A 15,805-nucleotide genomic window follows, 5' to 3' on the forward strand; every position below is an offset into this window, starting at 1 on the left:
GGATTAAGGGGGGATCAAAAATCTAGATGGTAGATTGAAAAATGCCCAAATGCATCTCAATACAGGTTTTAGCTTAAGTTGACATCCATTAGCTATGCTGTGCCGCTACTTAGATCCCCCAACCCCCTTAAAAAGGGGGCTAAAATTTTATTTCCCCCCTTTTTAAGGGGGGATTAAGGGGGGATCAAAAATCTAGATGGTAGATTGAAAAATGCCCAAATGCATCTCAATAAAGACTTTTAGAGTTGACATTCATTAGCTATGCTGTGCCGCTACAAACTATTGTATAGAAAACTTAATTGCTTTCCTGTTCGTCTAGCCAAGTCACTAAATCAGCTATTGATGACATTCTAAAAAGCGCTCTACCTAAAGCTTCTAGCTGTTCTTTCTTGAAAACTTGAACTCGCTCAATAATTGAGGAATCAATTTCACCAAAGCGTTCATCAAGTAAAGACAGACAGAATCTAAGTTCTCCCTTCTGTTCTCCCTTCTCCAAAATATCCTGATAAATCACTGACTCTTGCATAACATCCTCGCTCAAAAATTGACGAATCAAGTTTTTCTCAAATTTCAAACCCGCTAATATCCCTGTGTAAGCTGCGATATTCTGCCTCGTCTCTCTATCCGGAATTCTAGCAACACTCTGGGCAACCTGCGATAATAACGCTTGTGGTGAGTTTGTTTGCGTTAACGGTGCTAACGGTAATAGTGCAGAATTGTTGAGAAATTGGACTGAATCTTGTTCCCACATCTGCAAAACGCGGTAGCGATGAGTTGTTGTTTCACTGCGATATTCTTCAGTGAATGCTATTTCGTCATTTGTTTGTTGTAAAAAAATGACGACTTGTGTGACAGGGACTTTATACTGACGGATCAATCTAACAGAATAATCCAACATCCGAAAAGAAATCGGTGTTTTAGACCTTGTTATGGTTTGAAATTCTATGTGTAAAATGCGGTTTTCTGTTTGCAGAAATGTCAAAGAATCAGCGCGAATTGGTTCAATGCTCAATTCTGTTTTTATAGCGGTTTTGAGGTAAATGAACCACATTTATGACCTCTCTCCAAACCTCTCTCCTACAAGGAGAGAGGCTTTAAATCTTTCCCCTTCCCTTGTAGGGAAGGGGGTTGGGGGGTTAGGTTTCTTGGCGTAGTCTAATTAACAGCAAAATTGCTGTAAGACTTCGATGCTTCGTGGTTCGACTGCTAGCAACCAACGCGCAAAATCCGTTAGATATTTTTCAGCTAAGATTTTACAAACGTTGTCCTAGCTCACAAATTAAACCTCTAGCATCTCTTTGATTCCATCTGTGTCCATCTGTGTCCATCTGTGGTTAATTATTCTTTTTTTTTCAACTGTAGGGTGGGCAGTGCCTAAGTAAAACTTGATGATTTCAACATTAGTTCATGGCACTGCCCACCTTACAAATTGCTAGGGTGTGTTATGTCGCAGGAATCGCGCACCATCAGAGATTTTCGGTACGTTAGGACTCATGTCCATAACGCACCCTACCAGATGAAAGTTTCAAAGTCGAGAATGTTGCAATCTATTAATGCATAAGTTAATCTCACCAACACCTATAAACAATAGAGAAAACCAACAACTCAGGCTAACCTCAGATTATGATACAACCATCAACGCCTAAGCCTTAATTCCACTGCTTGCAGCATCGCCCCCTCTTCCTGGCTGTGTCCCCCATGCTGAAAACTCCCCGCAAAACCAGAAAGTTTACCTTTCTCCTTTTCCCTCTCACCCTTTTGCTTGTTCTCCTCCTCTCCCTACCTTGGGTGAGTGCGGAAGAAACCGACAAGCCAAAGCCGCAGCCTTGGCAGATTGACGGCATAATGGCTGCGCTTGAAGATGATCTTCCTAGGGTAAAGCAATATGCTTTGGACAAGTTGACGGCATATGATCTGCAAAATTTGAAATCTGTGGGGAGGGAACCGGAAGAGATTGCTAAGAAAGCTGCCGAAATTCTCAAGGATGAAAAGGTTGACGCTAACGTTCGTGCCGAAGCGGCTAAAGCTTTGGGCAATTTGGGGCAAGCGGCAGCAAAATACGTTCCAGACATCGTCAATGTCAATTTCCTCAAGGATGATAAGGTTGACGCTAACGTTCGTGCCGAAGCGGCAAGAGCATTGGGCAATATAAAACAACTCAAGTTAGAAGACGTTATTGTCATCTTGAATTATGTTTATGAGCCAAATCAGGGAAAGCTTTGGTCAAGCCCTTCTTCTTTTTATGATATGAATTTTGAATATTGGCGGTTTTTAACCCATTTTCTTGGAGGTGGCAATGATGAGGTGAAAACACTGCTAAAGTGGCTTGGTAAACCTGATGAAAAAGCAATTCCCGATCAACTTAAACACGATGAAGCCAAGAAAACACTGGAATTATTTCGCAAGATTTGGGTGCTTAGCCAGGGGTTGAATGGATTAAGAGAAGACTTAGCAGAACAGATTTCGATAGTTGCATCCAACAAAAAAGTTCTTTGGAAACCGCAGGATATTAGTTTACTTGAAAGTCACTACAAAAATCTGAAAGCAGGTTATTCCACCAAAGCTCATGCTGTTAAGTCAGTCATAGATAATCTAGAATTTTGGAAGTGGTTTTTCCTTGCCAGAAACATCATCCTCATTCACCTTGCCATTTGGCTTACCCTCATCCTTGCCTACCCCATATCTCCCCAAGTGCAAACAATCTTCTGGAACCCCTGGATAAGGCGTATTTTGGGCTTTGGCTACATTGGCTTACTCCTAACTTGGATTCCTTACCTGCGTCGCCGACTGTTTGAACCATTCAAACCTATCCTGCTAGCTGATGCAGGATTAGACAATTTCAGTTCTCTAGCATATTTTCCCCAATCCGGCGTTGTAGAGACGCGTCATGGCGCGTCTCTACATCAGGATGCAGGGGAAATTCGACCAATTACGCAGGCGATTTCCAGTATCACGGGGCAAATCGTCTTAGAAGGCGACTCTGGTTTAGGCAAATCAATGTTTCTGCGCCATTTGGTGAAAACTTCCCAGCAAACAGTCGCCTATCTACCCGCCCAAAAGTGTGACAACGGCATCATTGAAGCAATTTATGCCAAGCTGCAAGGACAGGTACAAGATGCGAAATTCCTAAGAAACCTCATTTACTATGGTGCCATAGACATCTGCATCGACGGACTCAACGAAGTCACCGCCGATACGCGGGCGAAAATCTCGCAGTTTGCGGAAAGCTATTTCCGGGGCAACATTATTATGACGACACAGCCCTTGGATTGGATACCGCCCTCAACGGCAAAGAAATATGAATTGCAGCCGTTGGAACGTGAACAAATACAGCAGTTTTTGCTTTATCGTCAGCAGCAACTTCTACCAAGTTCGTCTCATACCCCACCTGACTTTTCACCGGATGTGGAAAACCTCTCTCCAAACCTCTCCCCACCTCTCCCTAACCCTCCCCTAAAAGGGGAGGGAAGAGGAGCAGCTTTTATACTGAGAGAGGCTTTTAATCTTCCCCCTTCCCTTGTAGGGAAGGGGGCTGGGGGTTAGGTTTTTCGTGGATTTTTCCACATAACGTGAAAAGTCAGAATAACCCACAATACCAAAATCCCACCCCGCCTTCTTTCCCCCTCCCCGCTTGCGGAGAGCAGCGCCGTGCGGGGGTTCCCCCCGTTGAGGCGACTGCGGAGGGTAGGGTGGGTTCCGAGATTACGAACAAGCCTGCGCCCGCTACATAGCAGCAGCATTCAACGATCAACAATCTCCAGAAGATTTAGCAGCAGCCAAGCGAATTCTTTCCAACCCAATGGATTTAACGCTGGTTGCCCTGATGCTATCACAAGGCAAACAACCAGATTTGTTTCGCCTGCAAGAACAGCAATATCAACTCATGGCGGAAGAATACCTGCGAGAATGGAAACACGAATTTCCACTCAAGAAGTTCTCGCAAGCAGTTTACCAGATGCGGCTCAACGACGAAAGCGCCATACCTGCTGATGAATTTAGGCAAGAATTAATCAGTATGGAAGATGAAAAATATAAAATGGTCGTCAGCCGTCAATGGGAAGATGCTGAGGGAGAACCGCACAAAAGCTGGTACTTTCGCCACGACAAAATTATGGAATTCTTCTTGGTGCAAAACTTTCTTGGCGAAAGTGAAGAAATTCAAGAGCGTGTTAATCAACACATAGATGAACCACGTTTTCGCGGTGTTTACTTATTGTTGGCAACCTTACTCCCCTTAGATACAGCCTTAGAACTACGAGAAAGATTAATCGAATACGCCGCTAATACCAAAGACCATACATTGAGCGATAAATATGTACAGTTATTAAAGTTACGGTTGCCACAATGGACACAAGACGGTACATTAAAGCAACTGCTACAACAACACGAACAGAAAGCTAAGTGTTTGGATTTAGCAACTAAGTTTCTGGAACTCGTAGGTGCGAAAATAAAACGAGAGAAAGAACTGCACCTGACAATCGAAACTATCGAAGGCAGTCTCAGTACCTACACGCCTTTACCAGTTTTGCTAACTGTGGATACGCCAACTGACCAAGATATCATCCGACTGGTTCAAATCTCCCAACAATTGGCAAGGGAGCAGACACAAAGGGCTGGCTTGCTGATATACAGAGTTCCACCGGATACCACCGCCAGAATGGAAACGGCTAAGGTACGGTTACGCGACCATTTTGTGCTGATTCCAATTCCTCTAGCGCAAGTGGAACAAGCGCTACCGAGCCAAGACGAGTGCAGAGGATTGCTAGAGGTGTATGTCGATCGCTACCTCCAGCGTGTTGATTTCTTTGATGACAAAAACGCCATTAGCGACACATTTTCTTTCTTTGGTCGCACAGAAATACTACAGCGTTTGGCAGAAGAACTGCTGAGATATCAAGGAATTGGGCTATTTGGATTACGCAAATCAGGCAAAACCTCTGTGCTGCTTCAGTTAGGATTCTTGTTGCGACAACATCCCATCGTACATATTGACCTGCAACGGTATGGCGGCTCTCGCTACAGTGCGGCTTTGTTCAACGATATCCTTCAGCTTCTTTCCACCCTAGAGACTGAGGCGAAACTCCCATCTTTTGAACCATTTCCCCTAGAGAAACCAGCCGCAGAGTTAACTGGAGAATTCATCCAAAGAGTGATTGACTTTGCCAGTGCAATCCAGCAAACTAAAAAGTATAAATTGCCCATCCTGTGCTTTTTGGATGAAGTAGAACGAATTCTTCCCACTCCAGAAGACTCGCGGGAGAAAGCAGAAGAATTTAATGCTTGTTTTGGGGCGCTACGAGTGTTGTGTCAAGAACAGCGTCAACTGTCACTTCTCGTCGCTGATGTGCATCCAGATTGCAATCGAATCAATATGTGGAAGCAACAAGGGGTGGCAACAAATCCAGTTTTTAGCTTCTTCAAAGAAGTCTTTCTGCCTCCTTTTTCTGAAGAAGAGACGAAAGATATGCTCATTAACATCGGCAAATTGATGGGCTTAGAGTTTGACGAACAAACCCCGAAACAAATTCATCGGTAAAGCGGTGGACACCCGTTTGTCTCTCGTCAACTTGCTCGGTTTTTAACAGAAAAAATACAAAATAAAATTCAAGAGAAAAATACAAAGCCTTCTCAAAGCAGAAATATGCTTATTGAATGGGCGACGGTAGAGCGATATTTAGAAAAGACTTTGACTCATAAAGGCGAGTTGAAAAATTACTTAGAAAAAAGCATTTGGGAAGATTTAGAAAAACGTAATTTTGATGTGGCGATCGCCCTGCTGCGAGCCATAGCCTGCAACGAACATTTTCGTGAGGGGATAACAGAACAAGCGTTACTCAACCAACTCAGTTCTGATTTTACAACCACCCAGTCTTTAGATGCTTGCTTGTGGCTCACAAATGTTGGATTGTTGTATCACGAAGAAGTGGAGCATCAGGATTTCTACCAAATCCGGATTCCACTCTTATCGCGGTGGATCCAAATGCAGATGACTGAGGAGGAGATTGAACAATGCAAAATTTTCCAGTAGAACGCCCGTTTGATAACTTCCGAGTAGCCATCACTGATCCGTCTCACTTCTTTGGACGCAGCGAATTGCTCAATACTATGCTTAAGTCACCCTTCCAAGTGCGGATTCTCCTAGCTGGAAGGCGTTTGGGGAAAACGAGTGCTTTGCGTGCTGTGGAGTGGAATTTGCTGAATCCAAATACTGGTAATCCCCGGCGGGCGTTTCCTGTACTGATAAACTTACAGTTAGAACAACCCAAAGATTTAGACAATCTGCGTTATCTCCTCATAGCCAGACTCCGCGAAGCAATAGAACGCTGGCGAGAAGTTCCTCTGGCTGGAATTCGGCAGATGTACCACGAGTTTCTCAGTCAAGTCAAGAGTGGCGAAGTGACTGTTAGCTTCCTCAAGCAGTTAAATATTAAATTTAATATCAACAATCCTGACTACGAACGACGTTTAAATAACGATAGCTTCCGGTTAGCGTTCTTAAAAACTATAGAGGAACTCCGCAAATTAAATTTTCAAGGTGTTTGCTTTCTCATCGATGGCGCTGAGTTCATCGTGCGCCAAAATTGGGCAAGCGATGCTTGGTCATATCTGCGAGGATTGAAAGATACCGATACTGCTATCAAACCTTTTTTGGGTCTTTTGCTATCAGGTTATCGAGATTTGAAGGAATATCAGCAGCGCGTCGGTTCTCCATTATTAAACATAGCAGAAATTGAATGGTTAGCTCCCTTAAGCGAGGAAGAAACAAAGAAATTGATAGGTGATCGCGCAGAACAGGAACAGATTTCTTTCCCCGACCAAAAAATGACCTCTATTATAGAATGGTCAGGATGCCATCCATATTTAATACAACAAACACTCAATATTATTTTCGACTACCAAACAGACTCTTGCACGAATTTAATCAATAAATTAATCCAGTATCACGACAAAGACTTTTCCTCATGGTGGAATGAAGAACAGCACTCTGGTTGCTTTGGAGAAACTGAACGAACAGTTTATCAAGCCCTGGTTGAAAACCGCAAAGGAACTCCTAAAACTTTGGCACAATATACAGGTTTCAGTCGAGGAAATGTGGCAGATGCTTTAGAAGTCATTGCGGGAACTGGTGTGATTCGGCTGTTGGATGAGGAGTATTATGCCGTAGGTTCTCAACTCTTTGAGGAATGGGTGACTCAACAGACACCTTGAGCTTATATTGATTTATTTAATGAAGGAAAAGTAGCACAATTATTATTATTAAAGTCATATAGCAGCTTTATTTGATTTATGAAATTTATCAACCGCCAAGACGCCAAGGACGCCAAGAAAAGAGAGAAGAAAGAAGAGAAAATTTCACAAAATATTTAGGAGTACTATATAAATAGTAACTTTTTTATAACCTAAAAAACAAAAAATAAAGATTTGTAAAATTCAGGTTTATACTTGTTTTTGCGCTATCAAGGCAACCGAGACTATAATTATTTTCAAGAGAAAATATTTAGAGCTAATGGTTGAATTGCAATTTATAAAGGCGCGTATTTTTGCAGTGTTCCAAAACTTGGGTACTCTTGCATTACTGGCGATCGCTTTTCCGTTCAACTGCATCGTCGTCTTAGCAGCGTTGCTGTTGAATTGTTTCACAAAACCGTTTCAAAAGCAAGTGGTTTTCACCGAGAATCCCAAAAATATCTTGATCGGTGGTGGTAGGATGACCAAAACCCTTCAGCTAGCGCGGTCATTTCACGCCGCAGGGCATAGGGTTATTTTAGTTGACATCCACAAATACTGGTTAAGTGGTCATCGATTTTCCAAGGCTGTCGCTGGCTATTACACCGTTCCTGAACCGCAGAAAGACCTAGAAGGCTACACTCAAGCTTTACGTGCGATCGCTAAAAAAGAAAACATAGACTTTTTTATCCCGGTTGCCATTTTCGCCGTCAGCTACTTTGATCCCCAGAACAAGCCAGTGTTAGTAGGCTATTGCGAGATTTTCCACTTCGATGGTGAAATCACCAAGATGCTGGATGACAAGTTTGCCTTTGCCGAAAAAGCGCGATCGTTCGGTTTATCAGTTCCCAAATCCTTTAAAATTACTGCTCCAGAACAAGTTCTAAACTTCGACTTTTCCCAGGAGAAGAATAAGTACATTCTCAAAAGCATACCCTACGACTCCGTGCGCCGCTTGAACATGACCAAGCTACCGTGCGACACGATTGAACAAACAGCAGCATTTGTCAAGAGTCTGCCGATCAGCGAGGACCACCCCTGGATTATGCAGGAATTCATCCCCGGACAGGAATACTGCACTCACAGTAGCTTACGAAATGGGGAGTTAAGACTGCACTGCTGCTGTGAGTCATCCGCCTTTCAAGTCAACTACGAAAATGTCGATAAACCTGAGATTCTGCAATGGGTGAGCCGTTTTGTCAAAGAACTGGGACTTACCGGAGAGGCTTCCTTTGACATCATTCAGGCTGTTGACGGAACTGTTTATCCAATCGAATGCAACCCCCGGACTCACTCCGCGATTACTATGTTTTACAACCACCCAGGAGTAGCAGATGCATACCTTGGTAAAGAGCCTTTGGCTGAACCTTTGCAACCTCTAGCGGATAGTAAGCCAACTCATTGGCTGTACCACGAAGTTTGGAGGCTGACTGGGATTAGATCATTAAAGCAATTACAAACCTGGGTAAGAAACATTTTGCGGGGGAAAGACGCAATTTTTGAGGTGGATGACCCCCTACCCTTCCTGATGGTACATCACTGGCAAATTCCCTTACTCCTTCTCGACAATCTACGAAGACTCAAAGGTTGGATAAGAATAGATTTTAACCTTGGCGAGCTTATAGAGTGAGATTGAGACTAAGCTGTTCCACAATAAGCTTGCATTATCTGGGCGGGCAAGATGCCCACCCCACAAAAATTTGAATTACCATTTTGATAGAATACTCAAGCTATCTACTGGGTTGCTAGTTAGTCATTAGTGGCGATCGCTTTATTAATAAAACTTACGCAAAAACCTCTCAAACTCTTATTTCTCTGTGTCCTCTGCGCCCTCTGCGGTTCGTTTTCCGTAACTTTTGCATAACTCCTAATTAAGCAAGACTACCCTTCCAAGCAGTGTTGATTTCCTGGACATATTAGTACACTCGCAACCCAAAGACACAAACAGGAGCTAAGAAAGTCACTATTTCCGGATAGTGTGAATCAGCAAAGCGAAATCCATACAATTTGAGGAGTGTCAAACATTGTATCTCGGCTCAAAGCCCAACATTGCTGCATCTACCTGTTTAAGCAGCACTTCGAGAGTAAAGGAGTTATCCAACACAACATCCGCACGGGCTACTTTTTCTGCTATTGGCATTTGACTCATTATCCGGGCTTGTGCTTGCTCTAAAGTTAAATTATTCCGCCGCATCAATCTTTCTAATTGCTGTTGTTCAGAACAACTGACTACCCAAATTTCTGTCACTAAATGAGTCATTCCCGCTTCAAATAGCAAAGGCACAACTAACACTAGTGTTTGTGCTGATGATACGGCAATTTCTTCTAGAAAGCGATCGCCCACATATGGATGAATCAAACCCTCTACCCAGTTGCGTTCCTCTTGACTGTTAAAAATAATCTCTCCCAACTTCTGACGGTTGAGGTTTCCATTTACAAGTAAAATTTGTTTACCGTAACGTTGAGCAATTTCTAGCAGAATAGGCGAATCTACAGATACTGCTTCTCTGGCATAAATATCTGCATCCAAAATAGGCAAATTGTAAGCACTAGCCAAATAATTGGCAACAGTGGTTTTGCCTGTTGCAATGCCTCCAGTTAACCCGATGATGTGTTTTGTCATGAGTTGATTAAAGCTATTAGCAATTAACCATTAGCAACTATAGCAATCCAAAATGATTTCTGAAAAATCTTAAGTATTGTAGGGTGGGCAGTGCTTACGGTATTTTGCCCACTACATCCGGGTTTTGCGTTCGCACTGCCCACCTTACGTGTCGTTCAAAAATCAAATAGGAGCCCTACAGTTATCAGTTATCAGTTATTAGAGGTTGGTTGTCTTGACTGTTCACTGTTCACTGTTCACTGTTCACTGGTCACTGGTCACGGTTCACTGGTCACTTGGTCACTGTTTACTGTTTACTGATAACTGTTCACTGATTGTTGACTCTTAACTAAAAATGCTTTCTGTAGAAAATCAAATTGTTTTGATTACTGGTGCAAGTAGTGGTATTGGTGCTGCTTGTGCCAAAGTCTTCGCAAATGCAGGTGCAAAACTGATTTTAGCGGCGCGGCGCTTGGAGCGTTTGCAGGAACTTGTAGAGACGCGCCACTTCTCATCTGTACAGTTCCATTTGTTACAGCTCGATGTGAGCGATCGCTCTGCCGTACAATCTGCTATCTCAACCCTACCCCCTGCCTGGTCTGATATCGACATCTTAATCAATAACGCTGGTCTGAGTCGCGGTTTAGACAAACTCCACGAAGGCGACATCCAAGATTGGGAAGAAATGATTGATACCAATATCAAGGGTTTGCTCTACCTCACTCGCTATGTTGTTCCTGGAATGGTGAAACGCGATCGCGGTCATGTGGTAAACATAGGTTCGATAGCCGGGCATCAAACCTATCCTAATGGTAATGTCTACTGTGGCACAAAAGCCGCCGTCAGAGCCATTTCCGAAGGTTTAAAACAAGACCTGTTAGGAACTCCTATCCGCGTCAGTTCTGTTGATCCTGGTATGGTAGAAACGGAATTTAGCGAAGTACGCTTTCATGGGGATAGCGATCGCGCCAAAAAAGTTTACCAGGGAGTCACTCCCCTCACACCCGATGATGTCGCCGATGTGATATTTTTCTGCGTCACGCGACCAAGCCATGTAAATATCAACGAAGTTATACTTATGCCAGTAGACCAAGCTAGCGCTACTTTGGTGAATCGGCGAAATTAAAATGAAGGAAAGTTAAAAATCTAAATTTGGTACAACTGTATATGCAAAATACTGCCAAGGCTGAAAAAACCGGGGTGACAGCACTCACGGCGGTTAACATAGCAAAAGCACTCCCAATCTTCTGCTTAATTGCTTTTGCTGTCGTCTTCGGTATTCAAGACTGGCGACAACTCATCTATATGTGCTTGCACATCAGCTATTGTATTTGGTGGTTAATCGACAACTGGTTTTACCCCCACCGGCGACAGATGTTTAATGATCCTGTAGGGGTTGGTGGATTTGTTTTCATACTATTGTCAGTCGGGGTTTTTTACGTGCTACCGGGATACCTGGCATTTATCAACCCCGTCCCTCTATCAATGACCACAGCAGCTCTTGCACTATCGCTTTACATTTTCGGCAGTCTGATCAATGCTACTGCCGATATCCAAAAGCTTACCGCCAAGCAGTACGAGGCAGGGTTAGTTTCTGACAACATCTGGCGTTTTTCCCGAAATATCAATTACTTTGGGGATCTACTACGGTATCTGAGTTTTAGTGTCGTCGCTGGTTCACCTTGGGCTTATTTGGTGCCTGCATATATCTTAGTTTTCTACCTCCAGCTTATGTCCCGCAAAGAACAGTCAATGTCCCAAAAATACCCGGAGTATGCCGAGTATAAGCAATCTAGCGCCCGTTTAATTCCGTTTATTTGGTGAAGCTCATATACCTGCTAGGACAGCATCCGCAGGTGATCCAGCGGCTAAAAGAGGAACACGCAGAGGTAATGGGAAGTTTGTCATCTATAAAAAGATATATTTTGTTTGAATCGCTGACATTTTCCGGCAGCGATTTTTTTTTGCAAAATTAATGACCACAGCTATTGTGGCATTATCACTTTTGAGAAAGCCTTTGTGGAATGGGCATCTTGCCCGTCCAGTTACTACAAATTAAATGCACATTAGCTTATGCAGCTTCAAGAACACGCAATAAATCATCGACCATTCCATAAGGATGCTCTGCGAGAGAGGTATTACAAAAAACAGCTAACGTCAGTTTGCGTCCGTGAAAATCGGGTAAATGCATAGCCCACAGATTATAGCCGGGACCACTTCCACCATGCCCATACTTCTCACCATACTTGGATTCAGGATCTGCCATAATTCCTAAACCATAACAAGGTTTTTTATACCAAGGCTCGTGAGTACCAGTGGGTACAAGAGTTAGCATTTGCTCTAACTGCTTAGAATCTAGCAATTTACCTGAAAAGATAGCCTCAAAAAATTTCACCACTTCTTCAGGCGTAGAAGCAATGAGTCCTGTCGCACACCAATCTGGATGATAACGAGGAATCACATTCTCCATAATTCGTTCCGAATTCAGGTATCGGCAATAACCAGGTGTCAGAACGCCTTTTGTGTCAACATGATGGGCGACATAAGTATTTTGTAAATCCAACACTGAAAAGACATCTTCTTCTAATGCTTGAGCAAATTTTTTACCGCTAACAGCTTCAATCACCTCATACAGCAACATATAACCTGTATTTGAATAACTCCATCCTTCTGGTGGTTCAAAATGGAGTTTTCCTGTACAGGTTAATTCAGCAACTTTCTTATGTGTCCAAGGAACAGAAGGATTCTCACAAACAGCAGGCAAATAATTTTCAAGGCTGGTGTAACTGGGTATTCCATTTGTATGATTTAGCAACCGACGTAATGTGACAGATCCTGAAATGGCATCTTAGGTAACCATTTCGTAAGTGAATCATCTAAATCTAACAAGTTCTCCTGAGCTAAACGCAATAAGCAAACGGAAACAAAAGTTTTGGTAATGCTGTAAATGTAAAATGAGCGATTAACGCCAAGAGCTTGTTTTGCCTCAAGATCAGAGAAACCACTGCTTCCTAACCAGACTCCATGTTTCTCATCATTGATAGCGACATTTACACCCATGCAGCCTGTAAAGTGAAGGGATTGGTTGAGCTGCGCTTGTAAAGTATCTTCTAACCTACTATCCATATAGTGAGGAGATGCCTTTTGATTTGCCATAAGTTTACATTTCTCTAAAAGCGGGTATCTACCTACTTATATTGGGTAAATCACCTACTGAATTTGACTGCTACTTTCTATAGTCTAAAGAATAAGTTTTTAATCTTTGCCGAATAGAAAAACTTTTATTCGCCAGAATATTGTGCATATTCTCTAAAAAAACTCCCCAGAGTTTAACCACCACATTCTTGAAGAGGTTGAGCTTAGCAATGCCTCTTCTTACTGTTTGGTTGACATCTCAACTCTCAGGTTTGAGCCTTGATTTCATCCCTTAGGTGAATGTAGGTAGTCCAATCAAGATAATTGCAGGAAACTGGCATGAATTTAGCAGAAATCCTTGAAAAGGAGCCAATGGAAAAGGGCTGGTGGGTACAAATTGTCTCCTCTGAGCCCTGCTGTACCTACTACTTTGGACCTTTCGAGAGTGCTCAGCAAGCTATTGTTGACCAAGATGGTTACATTGAGGATCTCCTAAACGAAGGAGCACAAGGAATTACTGTTGAGATTAAATGGTGCAAGCCAAAGGAACTCACTATTTGCCCAAAGGATGAATTGGCAGAGAGTTTTCAAATGTGAGGAGAGTTTAATTACCTAGCAACGACCCCAAAAGTAGAGCCGTAGTCAGTGATCCCATTAAGGTGGGCAAAGTTTTAGGAGTCGGTGACAAGACATCACACAACAAAAAACTAGATACAAAACAGGAGAAACCTATGACGCTTTCAAGAATCGAAGACTTTGAAGCAAGTTCCCGTCGCTCTTTTAGAGAGCATGAACTCATGCACTTTGAGGTTTACACTGCGAATGAAGTAAAGGCGGGAGAAGTGGTGGAAATCTTAGTCGATGAAGCCGGACATTCGCAGTACTTGGTTGTCGATCTCAATGACGAAATGACTGGCAAGCAGATACTACTACCATATAGTGAAGCTCAGGTTGACCAAACGACAAGGCGCGTCTACGTTAGTAGATTTAACAAAGCGCAAGTCGCTGAGTTGATGGCATACAACCCAACTGACAACAACATAGTCTGCGGCTTGAACGAGGAAGTGGCTTCTTCTTCGTATCCGTTGTAAAATGCACAAAGCTATATTTGTCAATACTTTCTGAAAATTTTGCACTACCGTAACACTTATCGGATAATCGCAGGCAGACAAAATGTCAGCGATTTTTTTGCGAAATAGTTGCAACTCATAATCATACCGACTATGATTTAAATCAGGAAGATTAAATAAATAACCCCAAGTATGCAAAGCCTTGTTATCGGTGCAGTTGCCAGTTTAGGTGCAGGACTTGCTACAGTTCTCGGTGCCTTGCCAATTTTACTGCCAATAAATCTCACGCAGCGTGTGCAGGGAATCATGCTGGGGTTTGGTGGGGGAGTGATGTTAGCGGCGACATCGTTTTCGTTAGTTGTGCCTGGTACGGAAGCAGCGATCGCCCAAGGTTATTCCAAAGCAAATGCAGCCTTAATTATCGTCATCGGTATTTTGCTTGGGGGAGTATTTCTGCAACTGGCACATAAATTATTACCGCACGAACACTTTTTCAAGCAGGAAGAAAGCGTTCGTGGCAGTAATCTAAAACGAATTTGGCTATTTATTGCCGCAATTACCATTCACAACTTCCCGGAAGGATTAGCTGTGGGAGTGAATTTTGGCAATAATAATATTAGCGATGGAATTCCCGTTGCTTTAGGTATTGGCTTGCAAAATATTCCTGAAGGTTTAGTCGTAGCATTAGCTTTGGTAGGTGAGAAATATTCACGAGGTTATGCTTTGTGGATTTCGCTGCTCACGGGTTTAGTCGAACCAATTGGTGGTGTGATTGGTGCTGGTGTGGTGAGTATTGCTAATTTCATATTGCCTTGGGCAATGGCGTTTGCAGCGGGAGCAATGTTGTTTGTGATTAGTGATGAAATTATCCCCGAATCTCATCGTAAAGGCTTAGAAAAAGAAGGAACTATTGGTGTCATGTTTGGCTTTGTCGTCATGATGTTTTTGGATATTGCTTTAGGATAATTCCTGGTATTTATCGTTACCAGGTTGAGCCTGGTACTTCTCGTTACCAGGCTCAGCCTGGTAACGCATTCCCTGAGGCTCCGCCTCACATTCTCCATAAGTTTTTTGTCCATAAGTTTTTTGACTGTCTTTTGAGGAAAGGCAGAGCCTCAAACAATAAGGGATTTCCAAGAAATAAATTATTCATCTTGTGGGGTGGGCGTCCCCGCCCGCCCAGTTAATAGGACGGGCTAGAAGCCCATCCCACAAGAAAAAGCTGGATATTTTTTTATTTGGAAGTCCCTAATCATTCCCTGGCTCTGCCAGGGAACGAGAAACAGAGCCAGGGAACGAGAAATATGAACGAGAAATATGAAAACCAAAAGGAGCAAAACAATGGACTTGATTCGCTTTGAACACATAAACGTTTCTTGCAAAGATATTGAAGCAACAAAGAAGTTTTATCAAACCCTATTTCCTGATTGGTATGTACGCGCCGAAGGCGTATTCGAGGGTAGACGCTGGATGCATTTGGGAAATAACCAATTTTATCTAGCTCTCAATGATGAAAGTGACCAAGAGCGTGTGCATACGCCCTACGAAAGCATTGGCATAAACCATGTTGGCTTTGTGATTAAAGACGGGGAAGCCATGAAAAAATTGCTTGATGCTGAGAACATTGAATATTACACAATGACAGCTCCTGAAACTAAGCACAGAATTTATGTCAATGATCCTGATGGTAATGAGATGGAGTTGGTTGAATATAACTCAGAGTACGCACTGAAATAATGGCTTGTGGTGGGTGCTGAAGCGCCTACTACTA

At 42.9% G+C, this 15,805-nt stretch carries 15 protein-coding genes; 11 read left to right on the top strand and 4 right to left on the bottom strand.

The features are described from left to right. Window positions 1-295 precede the first annotated feature (295 nt). The gene (locus V5G28_RS03470) at window positions 296-1,051 is read right to left on the bottom strand and encodes a DUF4351 domain-containing protein (protein ID WP_332993452.1); all 756 of its coding nucleotides are present in this window, start codon (window positions 1,049-1,051) and stop codon (window positions 296-298) included. Between the two features lie 647 nt (window positions 1,052-1,698). Between V5G28_RS03470 and V5G28_RS03475 the strand changes: the two genes are divergently transcribed. The 5 genes from V5G28_RS03475 (at window position 1,699) to V5G28_RS03495 (ending at window position 8,857) form a co-directional block, all read left to right on the top strand. Then, window positions 1,699-3,543 (top strand): HEAT repeat domain-containing protein, encoded by a 1,845-nt coding sequence (locus V5G28_RS03475; protein ID WP_332993455.1) that lies wholly within the window; start codon window positions 1,699-1,701, stop codon window positions 3,541-3,543. Between the two features lie 256 nt (window positions 3,544-3,799). Then, complete coding sequence (locus V5G28_RS03480) at window positions 3,800-5,536, top strand: ATP-binding protein (RefSeq protein WP_332993457.1); 1,737 nt, start codon at window positions 3,800-3,802, stop codon at window positions 5,534-5,536. A 105-nt stretch (window positions 5,537-5,641) separates the two neighbouring features. Continuing rightward, window positions 5,642-6,028 carry a hypothetical protein gene (locus V5G28_RS03485; RefSeq protein ID WP_332993460.1) on the top strand — a complete coding sequence of 129 codons (387 nt, stop codon included), beginning with the start codon at window positions 5,642-5,644 and terminating at the stop codon, window positions 6,026-6,028. Next, complete coding sequence (locus V5G28_RS03490) at window positions 6,010-7,209, top strand: ATP-binding protein (RefSeq protein ID WP_332993463.1); 1,200 nt, start codon at window positions 6,010-6,012, stop codon at window positions 7,207-7,209. Before V5G28_RS03485 ends, V5G28_RS03490 begins: the two co-directional genes overlap by 19 nt. A gap of 298 nt (window positions 7,210-7,507) precedes the next feature. Then, complete coding sequence (locus V5G28_RS03495) at window positions 7,508-8,857, top strand: ATP-grasp domain-containing protein (RefSeq protein ID WP_332993465.1); 1,350 nt, start codon at window positions 7,508-7,510, stop codon at window positions 8,855-8,857. A gap of 387 nt (window positions 8,858-9,244) precedes the next feature. On the opposite strand, the gene coaE is transcribed toward V5G28_RS03495, so the two are convergent. Beyond that, on the bottom strand, window positions 9,245-9,850 hold the full coding sequence (coaE, locus tag V5G28_RS03500) for a dephospho-CoA kinase (protein WP_332993467.1): 606 nt from the start codon (window positions 9,848-9,850) through the stop codon (window positions 9,245-9,247). Between the two features lie 334 nt (window positions 9,851-10,184). On the opposite strand from coaE, the gene V5G28_RS03505 reads away from it, so the two are divergent. Then, window positions 10,185-10,955, top strand: a complete 771-nt coding sequence (locus tag V5G28_RS03505) for an SDR family oxidoreductase (RefSeq protein WP_332993469.1) — start codon at window positions 10,185-10,187, stop codon at window positions 10,953-10,955. A 41-nt stretch (window positions 10,956-10,996) separates the two neighbouring features. Continuing rightward, window positions 10,997-11,653, top strand: coding sequence for a methyltransferase family protein (locus V5G28_RS03510; protein WP_332993471.1), 657 nt, complete (start codon window positions 10,997-10,999; stop codon window positions 11,651-11,653). A 247-nt stretch (window positions 11,654-11,900) separates the two neighbouring features. Here V5G28_RS03510 and V5G28_RS03515 read toward each other — a convergent pair whose 3' ends face one another. Then, entirely contained in the window at window positions 11,901-12,644 is a 744-nt protein-coding gene (locus tag V5G28_RS03515; protein WP_332993473.1) for a serine hydrolase domain-containing protein, read from the bottom strand. Then, complete coding sequence (locus V5G28_RS03520) at window positions 12,638-12,985, bottom strand: serine hydrolase (RefSeq protein ID WP_332993476.1); 348 nt, start codon at window positions 12,983-12,985, stop codon at window positions 12,638-12,640. The genes V5G28_RS03515 and V5G28_RS03520 overlap by 7 nt, the downstream gene beginning before the upstream one ends. A gap of 318 nt (window positions 12,986-13,303) precedes the next feature. Here V5G28_RS03520 and V5G28_RS03525 point away from each other — a divergent pair, with 318 nt between their 5' ends. The 4 genes from V5G28_RS03525 to V5G28_RS03540 all read left to right on the top strand — a co-directional run bounded on the left by V5G28_RS03525 (window position 13,304) and on the right by V5G28_RS03540 (window position 15,771). After that, window positions 13,304-13,561 carry a DUF1816 domain-containing protein gene (locus V5G28_RS03525; RefSeq protein ID WP_332993480.1) on the top strand — a complete coding sequence of 86 codons (258 nt, stop codon included), beginning with the start codon at window positions 13,304-13,306 and terminating at the stop codon, window positions 13,559-13,561. Window positions 13,562-13,695: 134 nt separating this feature from the next. Then, the gene (locus V5G28_RS03530; protein ID WP_332993484.1) at window positions 13,696-14,055 is read left to right on the top strand and encodes a PRC-barrel domain-containing protein; all 360 of its coding nucleotides are present in this window, start codon (window positions 13,696-13,698) and stop codon (window positions 14,053-14,055) included. A gap of 171 nt (window positions 14,056-14,226) precedes the next feature. Next, entirely contained in the window at window positions 14,227-15,000 is a 774-nt protein-coding gene (locus tag V5G28_RS03535) for a ZIP family metal transporter (RefSeq protein WP_332993487.1), read from the top strand. 375 nt (window positions 15,001-15,375) lie between these two features. Next, a complete protein-coding gene (locus tag V5G28_RS03540; protein WP_332993489.1) occupies window positions 15,376-15,771 on the top strand; it encodes a VOC family protein in 396 nt (131 codons plus the stop codon). Window positions 15,772-15,805: the final 34 nt, after the last annotated feature.

The organism is Scytonema sp. PRP1 (assembly GCF_036697665.2).
GTDB lineage: Bacteria > Cyanobacteriota > Cyanobacteriia > Cyanobacteriales > Nostocaceae > Kalymmatonema > Kalymmatonema gypsitolerans.